Raw genomic sequence first — 14,825 nt, forward strand, 5'->3', positions numbered from 1 at the left:
AGGATGCCTACGCCGCCGCGCTGGAGCACTGGCTGGCCTGCGGCGCGGCGGACCTGGAGGACCGCATCCCCGTGGTACTGGCCGAGCTGGGCCTGGAGGCCGGCCCGGACGCGCTGATGACCAGCCTCTCCGGCGGCCAGGCCGCGCGCGTGGCGCTGGCGGCGCTGCTGCTCAGCCGGTTCGACCTCGTGCTGCTGGACGAACCCACGAACGACCTGGACCTGTCCGGGCTGGCCCGGCTGGAGGACTTCGTCCAAGGCCTGCGCGCCGGCGTCGTGCTGGTCAGCCATGACCGCGAGTTCCTGGCCCGCTGCGTCACCAGCGTGGTGGAGCTGGACCTGGCCCAGCGCAAGGTCGCGGTCTACGACGGCGGCTACGACGCGTTCCTCGCCGAGCGCGCTGTTGCCCGGCGCCATGCCCGCGAGGCGTACGAGCAGTTCGCCGGGCAGAAGGCCGGGCTGGTCGCCCGCGCCCGCACCATGCGCGAGTGGAGTTCGCAGGGCGTGCGCAACGCCCTGAAGAAGAACCCGGACAATGACAAGATCCGCCGCCGGGCCAACACCGAATCCGCGGAAAAGCAGGCGCAGAAGGTCCGCCAGATGGAATCCCGCATCGCCCGGCTGGAGGAGGTGGAGGAGCCGCGCAAGGAATGGCAACTTCAGTTCAGCATCGGCTCCGCCCCGCGCTCGTCCTCGGTGGCCGCCGTGCTGAACCAGGCCCTGGTGCGCCGCGGCGGCTTCACCCTCGGCCCGGTCTCGCTGCAGGTCAACGCGGGCGAGCGGATCGGCATCACCGGCCCCAACGGTGCGGGCAAGTCCACGCTGCTGCGGCTGCTGCTGGGGCGCCAGGCACCGGACGACGGCGGTGCCAGCCTGGGTGCCTCCGTCGCCGTCGGCGAAATCGACCAGGCCCGGGACCAGCTCGCGGACGACAGGCCGCTCGGGGACGCCTTCGAGGCGCTGGTCCCGGAGCTGGACCGGGCCGGGGTGCGCACCCTGCTGGCCAAGTTCGGGCTCAAGGCGGACCAGGTCGCCGGCCTGACCGGCAGGCTCTCCCCCGGCGAACGCACCCGCGCCGCACTGGCACTGCTGCAGGCCCGCGGGGTGAACCTGCTGGTGCTGGACGAGCCCACCAACCACCTGGACCTGCCGGCGATCGAACAGCTGGAGCAGGCGTTGGAATCCTACGACGGCGCGCTGCTGCTGGTCTCCCACGACCGGCGGTTGCTCGACAATGTCCGGCTGGACACCCGTTGGGAGGTCGAGGCGGGACAGGTCACCGTCCGTTAAAGGCCGGCCCCTCGCGCCCGCTCCAGGGACAGCTGCAGCTACGCCGGGACCTCCGCCGGTTCCTGCCCCGCGCCGTACCGTGCCAGCAGCCCAAGATCCACCGGCACGGCCTGGGCATTGGGAACGCGCGGATGCGGCCGGCCCAGCAGGGCGGACATGGTCAGCCGGATCAGCGTGCCGTGGGCGACGGCGACGATCCGGCGCCCGGGATGATCGCCCACCAGACGGCGCAGGGCGGCAATCCCGCGGCCGGCTACGGCATCCTCCGACTCGGCTGCACCGAAGAGCCGGGTCATTTCCGGCTCGCTCAGGCCGTTGAGGTATTCGCCCTCGGACCGGCCGTAATCACGTTCGAGCAGCCCGGGCAGCCGGTGCTCCAGCTGCAGCCCGGAGACCGCCCCGATGATCCTGGCGGTTTCGACCGCGCGCTGCAGCGGCGAGGACACCAGCAGGTCCCAGCCGGCTCCGGCCAGCGCAGCGCCCGCCGCCCGCGCCTGGCCGCGGCCGACGTCGTTCAACGGGATGTCGGTCCGGCCCTGCAGGCGCCCGGCCGCATTCCAGTCCGTCTCTCCGTGCCGGATCAGCACCAGCGCACCGTTCGTGTCCGCAAGCCCGGGGCCGTTAGGCAATGGTTCCTCCTTCATCCGGTCCAGCGTCCATTATGCCCATCACTGCAGGCCTTCCGCCCAGGGATAGGACTGCTGCGCGCCATGCGCCGTAACAGACCGGGCCGCCACCTGGACCGCGGTTTCGCAGGCCTGACGCAGCGGCAGCCCCCGCGCCAGCCCTGCCGCCGCGGTCCCTACGAAGGCGTCTCCGGCACCGGTGGTGTCCACCGCCGCTACCGGCGGCGCCGGCACGTGCTCGACGCCCGCGCCGTCGGCCAGCACGGCACCCCGGGACCCCAACGTCACGATGACCGCCGCCACCCCTGCGGCCACCAGGGCCTGGGCAAGGGCGGTGCCATCGGACAGCGGCTCCCCCGTCAGGTCCAGCCGCCCGCCGGTCAGGAGGTGCAAGGCCTCCTCCGCCTCGTGTTCGTTGACAACGAGGACATCCGCCGCGCGGATGGTCTTGGCGGCAAGCGGAACCACGGGCGCCAGGTTCAGCACCGTCCGGGCGCCGGAACCGGCGAGCGCCTCGAGCGCGTATTCGACGGTCTCCGGCGGAACTTCGCCCTGCAGCACCACGACGTCGCAGCCGGCCAGGCGCGGCAGGGCCGCCGTGACCATGGCCAGGTCCAGGGCGAGGTTCGCCCCGGGAACAACGACGATGCTGTTTTCGGCCTGCCGGTCCACGGTCACCACCGCCAGGCCTGTCGGCCCGTCGGCCTCGGCCACCAGGTCCAGGTCCACCCGGCTTTGCCGCAGCAGTTCGGTGGCGGCTGCGGCATTGGCATCCCGGCCTACCGCTCCGACCATGAGGACGGAGGCGCCCTGCCGGGCCGCGGCCACCGCCTGGTTGGCCCCCTTGCCGCCCGGCGAAAGGGTGCCGCCGGACCCCAGCAGCGTTTCCCCGGGGCCCGGGAGCCTGTCCACCAGCAGGTGAAGGTCGACGTTGATCGAGCCGATGACCGCCACGCTACCGGGCATGGTGTGAGGTTCCTTTCTATCCTTCCTGGCTTGGAACGCGCTGCGCCGTCAGCTTTGCCTGGCCGCCGGCTCCGGCCTGGCATGGCCGCGGGCCACCACCACGTGGATGTTCCGGGATTCCAGCCGGGCAATCTCGTCCCGCCCGGTCCGCGAATCCACCACCACGGCGTCGAACCCGGACAGCGGCGCCAGGGCGTGCAGCGCCCGTTTTTCGAATTTGGTATGGTCCACCAGCAGGATCCGCTTGGCCGACGCCGCGAACATCGCCCGCTTGATGTCCACCGTCGCCTGGTTCTGGTGGAAGCACACATCGTCGGTGACCGCGGCGGCGGACATGACGAACAGGTCGGCGCGCAGGTTGCGGATGGCGTCGGTGGTCATGCCGCCCATAAAGGAGCTGCACCAGTTGTGATAGGTCCCGCCCAGGGCCACCAGGGTGATTCCGCGGGCACCCTTGAGTTCGTTGATCACGGTCAGGACATTGGTCAGTACCGTCAGCGGGGCGTGCGTAGGCAGCATTTTGGCCAGCTCCAGCACCGTGGTCGAATCGTCCAGGAAAATGGCCTGCCCCGGTTCAATGAATTCCAGCGCGGCCTTGGCAATTTCCTTCTTCTCTTCCCGCTGCTGGCCGGCCCGGTATACGTCGCTGGACTCGACCAGGCTGGAGGACAGCGCGGTAGCCACACCCCGCGACTTGCGCAGCAGCCCCCTGGCCTCGAGTTCGTCCAGGTCCCGGTGGACGGTCATCTGGCTGGTGCCAAACCGCTGGGCCAATTCGTCGATGCGCACCGCACCTTCGGCCATGACCATCTCCGAGATGGTCCGCTGGCGTTCGAGCTGCCGGGACAGCCGCGTGTTTGCGTTACCCCCCTCGGATTTCATGTTTCCTCCTGAACTGTCCTGCCGGGCATCCCGGAGCATGGCCTGTTCAACCATACTTTGCCGCCGCCGGCAGCGTGGGAGCCGGCGGCCTGCTCACCCGGATGTCTGAGGTTCCGGGCCGGCCGGCGGCGCGGTCATGTTCTTTGTTTCGTAGTCGGTCATCAGCTGCACCTTCCTGGCCGAAGGCGACGCTTCGTCGAATTCGTAGTCGAGCCATTCGCGCGCCAGCCGGCGGGCCAGTTCGATGCCGACAACGCGCTGGCCGAAGGTCAGTACCTGGGCGTTGTTGCTCAGCACGGACCGTTCCACCGAGTAGCTGTCGTGGGCAGTGACGGCGCGGATGCCGGGGACCTTGTTGGCCGCGATCGCCACGCCGAGGCCGGTGCCGCAGACCAGCAGCGCCCGGTCGGCCTCCCCCTTGGCGATCAGTTCGGCCGCGGCGATGGCAATGCTGGGGTACGCGGTGTTTTCCTCGTCCCCGACCCCGACGTCGACGACGGACTCCACCCGGTCGCTTGACTGCAGGTCTTCCTTGATCTTGTCCTTGTAGGCCAGGCCTGCATCGTCGCTGCCAACGACGACGCGAAATTTCCTAGGCATGTGGTTCTCCTTCGTGTTCCTGCGGTTCCGGACCGGGTTCGCCCTTGTAGAGCTGGCGTTCGATGGTGCGGGCGACCATGGCCATGGAGACCGCGCCAGGATCGGGAGTGCCCAGGCTTTTTTCGGCCAGCGGGCGGGCGCGTCCCATCTTCGGCACCATCTGTGCCGTGGCTTCGGCGGCCCGCTCCGCCACCTCGGCTGCCCGCGCCCACGCGGCACGCAGCGAGGCGCCGGCCTCGACCTGCTCGCTGAGCGTGTCGCTGAAGGGCAGCAGCACGTCCAGCAGCGTCTTGTCGCCGAGGCTGGCCTTGCCGAATTGCTGGATTTTCTTCCCTGCCTCGGCAATGCCCGCGGAGACGGAAACGGCGTCGGGAGGCATGTCGTTTCCCACGTGCGCACCGACGGTATTCAAGGCCAGGCCCCACAGCGCGCCCGAGGTGCCGCCGGCCTTGTCCGCCCAGGCATCGCCGGCCAGCTGCAGCAGCGTGCCGGCGCCGGCGCCGGCGGACAGGGCTTCCCGGCCGGCGGCCGCGGCCGCGGTGGCTCCGCGCTGCATGCCGATGCCGTGGTCCCCGTCGCCGGCCACGGAATCGAGCCGGCCCAGTTCGGCGGCTTTTTCGTCCAGCAGGGCCTTCACCGCCTCCAGGATGGCCTGGACCCCTTCGGCCGCCTCGCGCGAGGAAGCGGATGCGGCGGGCAGCTCCGCCGTCCCGAATTCGGCATGCTCGGCCTCGGCGGTGCCCTGCTCCGTTTCGGCCACGACGCCCTTGCGGTACGCGGGGGTGCTCGCCGGAGCGGTCCAGTACCGTTCCAGTTCGTCGTCGAGCCAGAACAGGGTCAGCGAGGCGCCGGCCATCTGGAAACTGGTCACCAGTTCGCCCACCTCGGGCTCCACGACAGTGATCCCGACGTCGTCCAGCAGTTGGCGGACGCGGCGGTAGACCACGAACAATTCCTCGGACTTGACCGAGCCCAGCCCGTTCAGGATCAGGCCGATCCGGCTGCCGCTGACGTCTCCCGACGCCGCGACCTCCTCCGGCAGGTCCGCCAGCAAGGTGGTGACGAACAGCTCGGCCGCCTCGTCCGCCGTCGGCATGTCCCGCTCGCTGATGCCGGGTTCGCCGTGGATGCCCAGGCCGACGGCCATCTTGCCGGCGGGCACCGTGAACAGCGGCTCGGCCGATCCGGGCAGCGTGCAGCCGGCGAAGGCCACGCCGAAGGAGCGGGTGCGGTCATTGGCCCGGGCGGCCATCCGCACCACTTCGTCCAGGTCTGCGCCCGCGTCGGCACAGGCGCCGGCCACCTTGAACACCGTCAGGTCCCCGGCGATCCCGCGCCGCCTGGCCGTCTCGGTCAGCGGCGCGCTGGACACATCGTCGGTCACCGTCACGGTGCGGGCGGGAATGCCCTCGGCGATCAGGCGGTCCTGCGCCTGGGTGAAGTTGAGGACGTCCCCGGCATAGTTTCCGTAGCTGAACAGGACGCCGCCGCCGTTCTGGGCGGCCTTGGCCACCGAATAGACCTGCTGGGCCGAGGGCGAGGCGAAGATGTTGCCCATCGCCGCGCCGTGGGCCAGCCCCGGCCCCACGAGCCCGGCGAAGGCCGGGTAGTGGCCGGAACCGCCGCCGATCACCACCGCCACCTGGCCCGGGGCAGGCCGGCTGCTGCGCACGACGCCCCCGGGTACCCGGCGGACCCACTGCGGGTAGGCGGCAACGAATCCCTCGGTCAGTTCGTCCGTGAAATCCGCAGGATTGTTGTACAGGTAAGCCATGGCGAAACAGTCTCCTGGACCGAAGTATTGGGGCACGGGGCGGACCGGCAAACTGGCGAGTCCGCCCCGTGTGCTGCTACTTGCTGAGCGTGAACGCGGAGGTGTACTGATCGACGTTGTCCTTGGTGATCAGCGTGCAGTCAAAGGCCTGCTTTTCACTGTCGGCGCCGGTCTTGCCGTTCTTCAGGTAGGCATCGATCTCCTCCACGACCTTCCGGGAGAAGTCGGCCACCGGCTGCAGGACGGTGTAGGCCATCGTGCCGTCCTTGACGGCATCCACGGCGTCCGGGGAGCCGTCGAAGCCGCCCACGACGACATCCTTGAGCTTGCCGGCCTCCTTCAGGGCCGCGATCGCGCCCAATGCCATCTGGTCATTGCCCGAGAGCACTCCGTCGATGTCGGGGTGGGCCTGGAGCATGGACTGCATCTTGTCGTGGCCCTGCTTCTGGTCCCAGTTCGCCACCTGGGCTTCCACCCGCTTCAGGTCCGGGTACTGGTCCAGGACGGTCGCATAGCCGTTGGACCGGGTGGCCGCATTGTTGTCCGAAGGCGCCCCCAGGAGCTCCACGTAGGTGCCCTTGCTGTTCATCGCCTTGACGAATTCCTGCGCCCCGAGGGCCGCGCCCTGGGCATTGTCCGACACCAGCTGGGCCTTGGCCAGGCCCTGCTGGTTGATCTCGGCATTGACCAGGAAGACGGGGATGCCGGCGTTGGTGGCCTTCTGCACGCCGCCCACCGAGCCGTCCGCGTTGGCCGGGTCCAGCACGATGGCCGCGGCCTTATTGGTGATGGCGGTGTCGATCAGGTCGCTTTCGGCCTTGGTGTCGCCCTTGTGCGCGGTGACGTTGACCGTGTAGCCGAGCTTGGTGCCTTCCTCCTTGACCGTGTCCCCTTCGGTCTTCCAGTAGGGATTGGCCGGATCGTTGACGATCACGGAGATGAGTTTGCTGCCGCTGCCGCCGCCCGCGGTGCCCGTGGCTCCACCGGTGGAAGTGCCGCCTCCTTCGGTACCGCCGCCTCCGCCGCAGCCGGTCAGCGCCGCAATGGTCATGCATGCAGCCAGGGCTGCGATCGCCTTGCGTTTCATGGTCGTACCTTTCATCGGTGTCACGGGTTGGCAGTGTTGACGGCAGGTGGGGTTCCGGTGGGCCCGGCAGCCCCGGAGGCCGCCTGGGCGGGTGGCGCGCCTGCGGGGATCTCGGCATGCTTGATCCGCTTCGAGCGGCCCTCGATCCGGTTGAGCATGACGGCGACGACGATCACGGCGCCCTTGAAGACCATCTGCCAGTACTCGGAGACGCCGATGATCACCAGGCCGTCGGAGAGGAAGCCGATCACGAAGGCCCCGAGCAGGGTCCCCCGGATGTTGCCGCGCCCGCCGGAGAGGGCGGCACCGCCGATGACGACGGCGGCAATGGCCGTCAGTTCGAAGGCTGAACCCGCGGTGGGGTTGGCCGAGGTCAGCTCCGAGGCGATGATCACGCCGGCGATGGCGGCGCAGACGCCGGAGGCCACGTAGATGCGGACCTGGACCTTCTTCACCGGGATGCCGGAGAGCTCGGCCGCCCGCGCGTTGCCGCCGGAGGCGTAGAGCCAGCGGCCAAAGGCGGTGCGGTTGAGCAGGAAGCTGCCGAGCAGGGCGATGACCACCATGACCAGCACGCCGGTGGGGATCCCGAAGATGCGGTTGAAGCCGAGGGCGTCGAAGCCGGTGTTGCCCAGCGCGGGATCGCCGCGCAGGTTGGGGTAGGTCAGGCCGCCGGTGATCAGCAGGGCGGCCCCGCGGACCACATAGAGCGTGCCCAGCGTGGCCACGAACGGAGCGACGCCGAACTTCGAGACCAGGATGCCGTTGATCCAGCCGACGAAGGCCCCCACGGCGACAGCGCAGACGGCGCACACCCAGACCGCCGGGTAGAGCGTGACGCCCCCGAGCTTGACCCCCTGCATCAGGAAGCCGGCGACCACGCCCGCGAGCCCCACCGTGGACCCGACGGACAGGTCGATGCCGCCGTTGAGGATCACCAGCAACATCCCGACCGCCAGGATGGCGTAGACCGCCACGTGGGCCGACATGGTCAGCAGATTGTTGACGCTGAAATAGTTCGGCGACAGGAAGGAGAAAATGACGATGATGACGATCAGGGCAATAAAGGCGCGGCCTTCGAGCAGGATCTTGGGGATATCCAGGCCGCCGGCCGGCCGGCCGGTGCTGGCCGGCGCGGTCGCTGTTGCTTGGCTCATGTCCGGTTTCCGTTCATTTATAGGGCGACGGCAGCTTCGCCCGAAGCCGCCATAATCTGCTCTTTAGTGGTCCGTGCCGCGTCGAATTCGGCGGAGATGCGGCCCTTGCTCATGACAATGACGCGGTGGGCGATGCTCAGGCACTCGCCGACCTCGGACGTCGAGTAGAGGACCGCCAGGCCCTTCTCGGCCAGCTCGGCGAGCAGGCCGAAGACTTCGGACTTGGCACCGATGTCGATCCCCCGGCTCGGTTCGTCCAGCAGGATGACCTTGGGATTGGTCGCCAGCATCTTCCCGATGACCACCTTCTGCTGGTTGCCGCCGCTGAGGGATCCGATGGGGGCGCCCGGCCCGGCGGTCTTGACCCGCACGTCCCGGATCATCTGCTGGACCAGGTCCTTTTCCTCCTGGCGGGACAGGACCAGGCCTTTGAGGAAGTTGCCCAGGCTGGCCAGCGACAGGTTCCGGCCCACGGACATGGTCTGCACCAGCCCGTCCCGCTGCCTGTCCTCCGGGACCAGACCGAGCCCGGCCTCGATGCGTTCGGCGATGCTCAACCCGGCGACGTCGCGGCCCTGGAGCAGCACCCTGCCGCCCACAAGCGGGACCCGGCCGGCCACGGCCTCCAGCAGTTCGGTCCGGCCCGCCCCCATCAGGCCGTAGATGCAGACGATCTCGCCGGCACGCACCTCGAGGGAAAAGCCGTTGACGGCCAGCCGTTCCGGGTTGGCAGGATCCGCCACCATGGCCTGTTCGATGCTCAGGGCCGGCTCGCCGAAGTTCCCGCGGCCAGGCGGGCTGCCCAGGTCGAACCCGCGGCCGACCATGTTGCCCACGATCCAGTCCAGGTCGACATCGGCGATCTCCGCCTGGGCCACAATCAGCCCGTCCCGCAGCACCACGGCGTGGTCGGAGATTTCGATCGCCTCTTCCAGGTGATGCGAGATGTAGACGATGGACACCCCGGAGGCGGTGAGGTCCCGGATCACCTTGAACAGGACGTCTACCTCCGAGGCGCTCAGCGCCGAGGTCGGCTCGTCCATGATCAGGATGCGCGCATTCACCGACAGTGCCCGGGCGATCTCAACGATCTGCTGCTGGCCCAGACGCAGGTCCGCCACCTTGGTGTCCGGGTCGATGGGCTCTTCGAGCCGCTCCATCAGCTCCCTGGTCTGCCTGCGTTCCTCGGCATAGTCCACCATGCCGCCCCTGCCGGTGATCTCCCGGCCCATGAAGATGTTGTCCCGCACGCTCAGGTTCGGGCTCAGGCTCAGTTCCTGGTGGATGATCGAGATCCCCCGGTCCCGGGCCTCCACCGTGTTGGCGAACTCGACCGGCTCGCCGTACAGTTCCAGGCTGCCCGAGGTCGGCTGCTCGATGCCGGAGAGGATCTTCATCAGGGTGGACTTGCCGGCCCCGTTCTCGCCGAACAGTGCCGTGACCCGGCCCCTGAGGACCTCGAAGTCCACGCCCTTGAGGGCCCGGGTTCCGCCGTAGCGCTTGGTGACGTTCCGGGCGCGGAGAATGACCTCGCTCATGGCGCCACGTCAACCTTCACCGGGGTGACGATGTAGGCGGCCGGGTTGATCAGGGTAAAGGCCCCGACCACCGACACCTGCTTGCCCGGCAGCGATGCCGCATCAACCTTGGCAAGCACCTGGTCCTTGACCTGCTTGTTCAATTCCGCTCCCACGTTCTGGTAGTCGATCTGGTTCTTGAACTGGGAGAACTGCACCTTCCCGGTGGCGTCGCGGATCGAGGTGCCGTTAATGGCAGGTCCCATCTGCACCAGGACCTTGACGTCCGGCGGCATGTTTTTGACCTGGACCGGCAGCTGCCCGTTCGCTCCGGGCTCGCCCGCCGTTCCGGTGAACTTGACGGAAAACACCGCCGGAGAGGAACCGGAGACGACGCCGTACTGCTTGGCCGCGGCCGCCGGATCGGCGGCGATCGCCTTGTGCACGGTCACGAGGTCCGCAGCCCGCCCGGTGATGTCCGGGACGATTTCGGAGCTGAATTTCTCCTGCGCATAGGACGCGGGGCTGAAGGTTCCGGGCGCCGCTTCGGTGGCTTCCTTGCCGGTGAGGATCTTGGTGTTGAAGAACATGAGGATCAGGACCACCAGGACAACGCCTGCGGTGATGAGCCGGGCAGGCGTGAAGACAGTCTTCCTGGCGGGCTTCTTGGGGATAGCGGTTGCTGTGCTCATCTAGGGACCTTGGAGTCGAAGGTGAAGGACTGGCCGGCCACCGGCCCGGAGGGCGCCGAAGTGCTGGAACACGCCGCAGGCATCCGCGGCGGCCACCTCGAGGGCAACGCCAGGAAACCGGAGGGCCCTTTCCCGCGATCGGCCAAAAGCGCCGGACAGAAATGTCAGCCTGTTATTTTGTGACCTCTTCGTGTTATAAACATAATGTAACTGTGAGCTAAGTCACTGTCAACGGAGCGCCCGCGGGCCCGCCGGCCACGTCTGGAGCATCCCTCGGCGGGTCAACTTGCAACCGAAGTCACACCACTTCCGAGGAGGACAAATGTCCACCACCCCCGCACCGGAAACCGCAGCCCCGGCCGGGCTGCCTGAAACCATGCAGGCCGTGATCTGCCACGGCCCGGAGAACTACACGCTCGAACAGGTACCGGTCCCCATCCCCGGCCCCGGCGAAATGCTGATGAAGGTCGAGGCCGTCGGCGTCTGCGCCAGCGACCTGAAGTGCTACCACGGCGCGGCCAAATTCTGGGGCGACGAGAACCGGCCGGCCTGGGCGCAGAAGGAAATGACGCCCGGCCACGAGTTTGCCGGCACCATCATCCAGGCGGACCAGGAGGGCATGGCCCACCACGGCGTCGCCGTCGGCGACCGGGTCACCTGCGAGCAGATCGTGCCCTGCGGACGCTGCCGGTACTGCGTGCGCGGCGAATACTGGATGTGCGGACCGCACGACATGTTCGGTTTCCGCAACTTCCACGGTGGAATGGCCGAGTACCTGCTGGTGCCGTGGAACGCCCGCGCACACCGGATCTCCAAGGAACTGCCCGCCCATCACGCGGCCTTCGCCGAGCCGCTCTCCTGCTCGCTGCACGCCGTCGAACGCGGCGGCATTACGTTCGACGACGTCGTGGTCATCGCCGGCTGCGGGCCGATCGGCCTGGGCATGGTGGCCGGTGCCAAGGCCAAGAACCCGCTGACCGTGGTGGCGCTGGACATGTCCGACGACAAGCTCGCGCTGGCGCGCAAGTGCGGCGCCGACATCACCATCAATGTCGGCAAGGAAGACGCGGTCCAGCGGATCAAGGACATGACCGGCGGCTACGGGGCCGACGTCTACCTCGAAGGCACGGGCCATCCGTCGGCCGTGGGCCAGGGGCTGAACCTGCTGCGCAAGCTGGGACGCTACGTGGAGTACTCGGTCTTCGGCTCCGACGTCACCGTGGACTGGTCCATCATCAGTGACGACAAGGAACTGGACGTGCGCGGGGCGCATCTGGGACCGTACTGCTGGCAGGCGGCCATCAAGATGCTCGAATCGGGGATCCTGCCGATGGATGAAATCTGCACCGACCAGTTTGTGCTCAAGGACTTCCAGGCGGCGCTGGACCTGGTCGGCGACACCACGGGAGCCTCGGTCAAGGTCTCCATCCTGCCCGGCGGCGTGTCCTAGCGGAACCGGGCCCGGCCGGCGTTGCCCGGGCGGGCCCGGACCTGCTTCCCGGTGCTAGGAGAAAATGAGGATCCCCGCATACACCAGGAACATCGCCGCAATCGCCACGGCGAACAGCAGGATGATCCCGATCCACAGCCATGGCACCCAAGGTTTCGGCCCGCCTTCGTCATGGCCCTGGGTCAGATTGGTCTGTGCCTCGGCGGGCGGGGTCTCCCCGGGCGGGACTCCGCCGCCGGGCTCCAGCCCGGTGATGTTATCTTCCAGGGGATCGGGGTTCGAACTCGAAGTCATGGATGTTCCTCCTGCGAAAGCGCCCTGCCTGCCTCCGGACGCACCGGGCCGACACCTTCCCAGCCTAGGCAATTGCTAAGCATGCTGTCTATGATGCCGCTTGAAAGCTTCGCCGACCTGCAGCCGGGGCGGCCGGCCGCAGGCCGGCAGCCGCAGGATGCAGGATGCCGTTCAAGCTGCCGCCGCCGAAGGCAGGAGCAGCTGAGCGATGTGCGTGAGCGCCGAACCCTGAAGCCCTGCTTCGGCAATGAGCGGTTTTGACTTAGCTTTCCTTAAGTGTTCAGATGAAACAGGCCTGCCGCTCTTGCTGGATCTTCGGCAGGCCGCCCGGAATCGCCGGCAGGCTGCCCTTGCCCCGCCGGCACAGTGCCCCTTCTCCCTGGACAGGGATTGACCAACGGGGCCTCGGCACGTTCCGCGCTGCAGACAGGATGCAGCCGCCGTTCCTGCCGCCGTACAGCCCGGCGCCTTTTTGCGCGGGCGGGCCGGCTGAACGGCCTTTTCGCGGAGCCCGGGCGTCGCATCTGACCAGGACAGATCCGCTGAATGAGGAGGAAGCACAACTTTGCGAGTCGGAATCATTGGTGCCGGACCCAGCGGCATGGCCCAGCTGCGTGCATTCGAATCCGCCCGGCAGCTCGGAGCAGAAATCCCCGAAATCACCTGCTTTGAGAAGCAGTCCGAATGGGGCGGCCAGTGGAACTACAGCTGGCGCACCGGGCTGGACGCCGCCGGCGAACCGGTACACAGCAGCATGTACCGCCACCTGTGGTCCAACGGCCCCAAGGAATGCCTCGAGTTCGCCGACTACACCTTCGACGAGCACTTCGGCCGTCCGATCTCCTCCTACCCGCCGCGCGAAGTCCTCTTCGACTACATCAAGGGCCGGGTGGAGAAGTCCGACGTGCGCAAGTACGTCCGCTTCAACACCGTCGCCCGGTTCGTTTCCTACGACGAGCAGACCCAGGAATTCACCGTCACCGTCGAAGACCTTGCGGCCGGCACGACCGCGGCCTTCGTCTTCGACAAGCTCGTTGTCGCCACCGGCCACTTCTCCGTCCCGAACGTGCCCGAATTCGAGGGCATCAACACCTTCCCCGGAGAAGTCCTCCACGCCCACGACTTCCGCGGCGCCGAGCGCTTCGCCGGCAAGGACATCCTGCTGATCGGCAGCAGCTACTCTGCCGAGGACATCGGCATGCAGTCGCACAAGATGGGTGCCAGGTCCGTCACCTTCAGCTACCGCAGCCGCCCCATGGGCTTCAAGTGGCCCGACTCCGCCGTCGAGCGCCCGCTGGTGACCCGCTTCGAGGGCAGGACCGCGCACTTCAAGGACGGCACGAGCGCAGAGTTCGACGCCGTCATCCTGTGCACCGGCTACCAGCACAAGTACCCGTTCCTGCCCGAGGAACTGTCGCTGAAGTCGAAGAACGTCCTCTACCCGGCCAACTTGTACAAGGGCGTGGTGTGGCAGGACAACACGAACCTCTTCTACCTGGGCGCGCAGGACCAGTACTACACGTTCAACATGTTCGATGCGCAGGCCTGGTTCGCCCGCGACGTGATGTTCGGCCGCATCGAGCTCCCCTCCGCCGGGGAGCGCGCCGCGGACATCCAGGCCTGGCTGGACCGCTTCCTCGCCCTGCCCGACCATGACGCCGAGGCGGACTTCCAGACCGACTATCTGCGCGAGCTCATCTCGCTCACGGACTACCCGGACTTCGGCCTGGACCAGGTCGGCGTGCTGTTCAAGCAGTGGATGAAGGACAAGGAAGAGGACATCCTCGGCTACCGGGACAATGCCCACCGGTCCGTGATGACCGGCACCATGGCAGCCAGGCACCACACCCGCTGGATTAACGCCATGGACGACAGCCTCGAGCGCTACCTGAACGGTCCGTCCGAGGATATCGACACCGGCGCGCTGAGCGCCCTGACCCAGGACGGGCATCCCGCCACCAAGTAGCGGCCAAGCAGCGCACGGCAGGACCAAGGAACGGCGGCGGGCGGCCGGGCAACGTTCCCCGGCCGCCCGCCGCCGTACCTCCTCCGGTTCCAGGCCGGATTTGCTCCCGGGCCGATGCCGCTGAGTGCGTTCCCGTCCTCAGGGCCGGCGGAGCGGGGGCTTCTCCCTCCTGGCCGGCGCCCTGGCTGCGGCGGCACCGGGCCTGCGGCGGTAATCGGTCTCCGGGGAATCTTCCCGGCATGCGTAACCTTTGGCCCCGCGGCTGCGATTAGTTGGATGTACGGGCAGCGCACGGCTTACCGCAAGCCGCCTGCTGCCTTCGTTTCAACGCGTGAGGAATCCATGAAGAACCGTTTCCGGACATTCAGCCTGCCCGCCAAGGGCGCCGCACTTGCTGCGCTCATCGCCGTCGGAGGCGCCGGTGCCGCCGTCGCCGCGCCGGCCCTGGCACCCGCCGCCGACGTCGAAAGCTCCGTCACCACTCCGGCCGTTCCCGCGACCCCGGCGGTTCCGGCTGCCGACGAC

General features: G+C 68.1%; 14 protein-coding genes. 4 read left to right on the top strand and 10 right to left on the bottom strand.

All coding sequences use genetic code 11. The features are described from left to right. Positions 1–1,289, top strand: a 1,289-nt coding sequence (locus ACFQ36_RS13760) for an ABC-F family ATP-binding cassette domain-containing protein (RefSeq protein ID WP_377014488.1), incomplete at its 5' end; no start/stop codon positions are given. A gap of 38 nt (positions 1,290–1,327) precedes the next feature. Here the strand turns inward: ACFQ36_RS13760 and ACFQ36_RS13765 are convergent. The 9 genes from ACFQ36_RS13765 to ACFQ36_RS13805 form a co-directional block, all read right to left on the bottom strand. After that, a complete protein-coding gene (locus tag ACFQ36_RS13765) occupies positions 1,328–1,918 on the bottom strand; it encodes a histidine phosphatase family protein (RefSeq protein ID WP_377014490.1) in 591 nt (196 codons plus the stop codon). Positions 1,919–1,957: 39 nt separating this feature from the next. After that, on the bottom strand, positions 1,958–2,881 hold the full coding sequence (locus tag ACFQ36_RS13770) for a ribokinase (RefSeq protein ID WP_377014492.1): 924 nt from the start codon (positions 2,879–2,881) through the stop codon (positions 1,958–1,960). Positions 2,882–2,929: 48 nt separating this feature from the next. After that, positions 2,930–3,763 carry a DeoR/GlpR family DNA-binding transcription regulator gene (locus ACFQ36_RS13775; RefSeq protein ID WP_377014494.1) on the bottom strand — a complete coding sequence of 278 codons (834 nt, stop codon included), beginning with the start codon at positions 3,761–3,763 and terminating at the stop codon, positions 2,930–2,932. A 93-nt stretch (positions 3,764–3,856) separates the two neighbouring features. Next, positions 3,857–4,363 (bottom strand): ribose-5-phosphate isomerase, encoded by a 507-nt coding sequence (locus tag ACFQ36_RS13780; RefSeq protein WP_377014496.1) that lies wholly within the window; start codon positions 4,361–4,363, stop codon positions 3,857–3,859. Beyond that, positions 4,356–6,137 (bottom strand): dihydroxyacetone kinase family protein, encoded by a 1,782-nt coding sequence (locus tag ACFQ36_RS13785; protein WP_377014498.1) that lies wholly within the window; start codon positions 6,135–6,137, stop codon positions 4,356–4,358. The genes ACFQ36_RS13780 and ACFQ36_RS13785 overlap by 8 nt, the downstream gene beginning before the upstream one ends. A 76-nt stretch (positions 6,138–6,213) precedes the next feature. Next, on the bottom strand, positions 6,214–7,224 hold the full coding sequence (locus tag ACFQ36_RS13790) for a D-ribose ABC transporter substrate-binding protein (protein ID WP_377014500.1): 1,011 nt from the start codon (positions 7,222–7,224) through the stop codon (positions 6,214–6,216). Between the two features lie 20 nt (positions 7,225–7,244). Continuing rightward, a complete protein-coding gene (locus tag ACFQ36_RS13795) occupies positions 7,245–8,381 on the bottom strand; it encodes an ABC transporter permease (protein ID WP_377014502.1) in 1,137 nt (378 codons plus the stop codon). 17 nt (positions 8,382–8,398) lie between these two features. Next, the gene (locus ACFQ36_RS13800) at positions 8,399–9,919 is read right to left on the bottom strand and encodes a sugar ABC transporter ATP-binding protein (RefSeq protein ID WP_377014504.1); all 1,521 of its coding nucleotides are present in this window, start codon (positions 9,917–9,919) and stop codon (positions 8,399–8,401) included. Next, positions 9,916–10,590 (bottom strand): DUF2291 family protein, encoded by a 675-nt coding sequence (locus tag ACFQ36_RS13805; protein ID WP_377014506.1) that lies wholly within the window; start codon positions 10,588–10,590, stop codon positions 9,916–9,918. Before ACFQ36_RS13805 ends, ACFQ36_RS13800 begins: the two co-directional genes overlap by 4 nt. Before the next feature lie 322 nt (positions 10,591–10,912). On the opposite strand from ACFQ36_RS13805, the gene ACFQ36_RS13810 reads away from it, so the two are divergent. Next, entirely contained in the window at positions 10,913–12,040 is a 1,128-nt protein-coding gene (locus tag ACFQ36_RS13810) for a zinc-binding dehydrogenase (protein WP_377014508.1), read from the top strand. Between the two features lie 54 nt (positions 12,041–12,094). Here the strand turns inward: ACFQ36_RS13810 and ACFQ36_RS13815 are convergent, their stop codons facing one another. Further along, complete coding sequence (locus tag ACFQ36_RS13815; protein ID WP_377014510.1) at positions 12,095–12,334, bottom strand: DUF6480 family protein; 240 nt, start codon at positions 12,332–12,334, stop codon at positions 12,095–12,097. A 565-nt stretch (positions 12,335–12,899) separates the two neighbouring features. Between ACFQ36_RS13815 and ACFQ36_RS13820 the strand changes: the two genes are divergently transcribed. Together ACFQ36_RS13820 and ACFQ36_RS13825 are read left to right on the top strand one after the other, a co-directional pair. After that, positions 12,900–14,300 (top strand): NAD(P)-binding domain-containing protein, encoded by a 1,401-nt coding sequence (locus tag ACFQ36_RS13820; RefSeq protein ID WP_377014512.1) that lies wholly within the window; start codon positions 12,900–12,902, stop codon positions 14,298–14,300. 342 nt (positions 14,301–14,642) lie between these two features. Continuing rightward, positions 14,643–14,825 (top strand): hypothetical protein (locus ACFQ36_RS13825; protein WP_377014514.1); only part of this gene is annotated, 183 nt, incomplete at its 3' end.

It is taken from the genome of Arthrobacter sp. GCM10027362, assembly GCF_042679445.1.
Lineage (GTDB): Bacteria > Actinomycetota > Actinomycetes > Actinomycetales > Micrococcaceae > Crystallibacter.

Coding starts and splice junctions, on each gene's coding strand:
- ACFQ36_RS13770 (WP_377014492.1), bottom strand. CDS start 2,881: ATGCCCGGTAGCGTGGCGGTCATCGGCTCGATCAACGTCGACCTTCAC.
- ACFQ36_RS13775 (WP_377014494.1), bottom strand. CDS start 3,763: ATGAAATCCGAGGGGGGTAACGCAAACACGCGGCTGTCCCGGCAGCTC.
- ACFQ36_RS13780 (WP_377014496.1), bottom strand. CDS start 4,363: ATGCCTAGGAAATTTCGCGTCGTCGTTGGCAGCGACGATGCAGGCCTG.
- ACFQ36_RS13785 (WP_377014498.1), bottom strand. CDS start 6,137: ATGGCTTACCTGTACAACAATCCTGCGGATTTCACGGACGAACTGACC.
- ACFQ36_RS13790 (WP_377014500.1), bottom strand. CDS start 7,224: ATGAAACGCAAGGCGATCGCAGCCCTGGCTGCATGCATGACCATTGCG.
- ACFQ36_RS13795 (WP_377014502.1), bottom strand. CDS start 8,381: ATGAGCCAAGCAACAGCGACCGCGCCGGCCAGCACCGGCCGGCCGGCC.
- ACFQ36_RS13800 (WP_377014504.1), bottom strand. CDS start 9,919: ATGAGCGAGGTCATTCTCCGCGCCCGGAACGTCACCAAGCGCTACGGC.
- ACFQ36_RS13805 (WP_377014506.1), bottom strand. CDS start 10,590: ATGAGCACAGCAACCGCTATCCCCAAGAAGCCCGCCAGGAAGACTGTC.
- ACFQ36_RS13810 (WP_377014508.1), top strand. CDS start 10,913: ATGTCCACCACCCCCGCACCGGAAACCGCAGCCCCGGCCGGGCTGCCT.
- ACFQ36_RS13815 (WP_377014510.1), bottom strand. CDS start 12,334: ATGACTTCGAGTTCGAACCCCGATCCCCTGGAAGATAACATCACCGGG.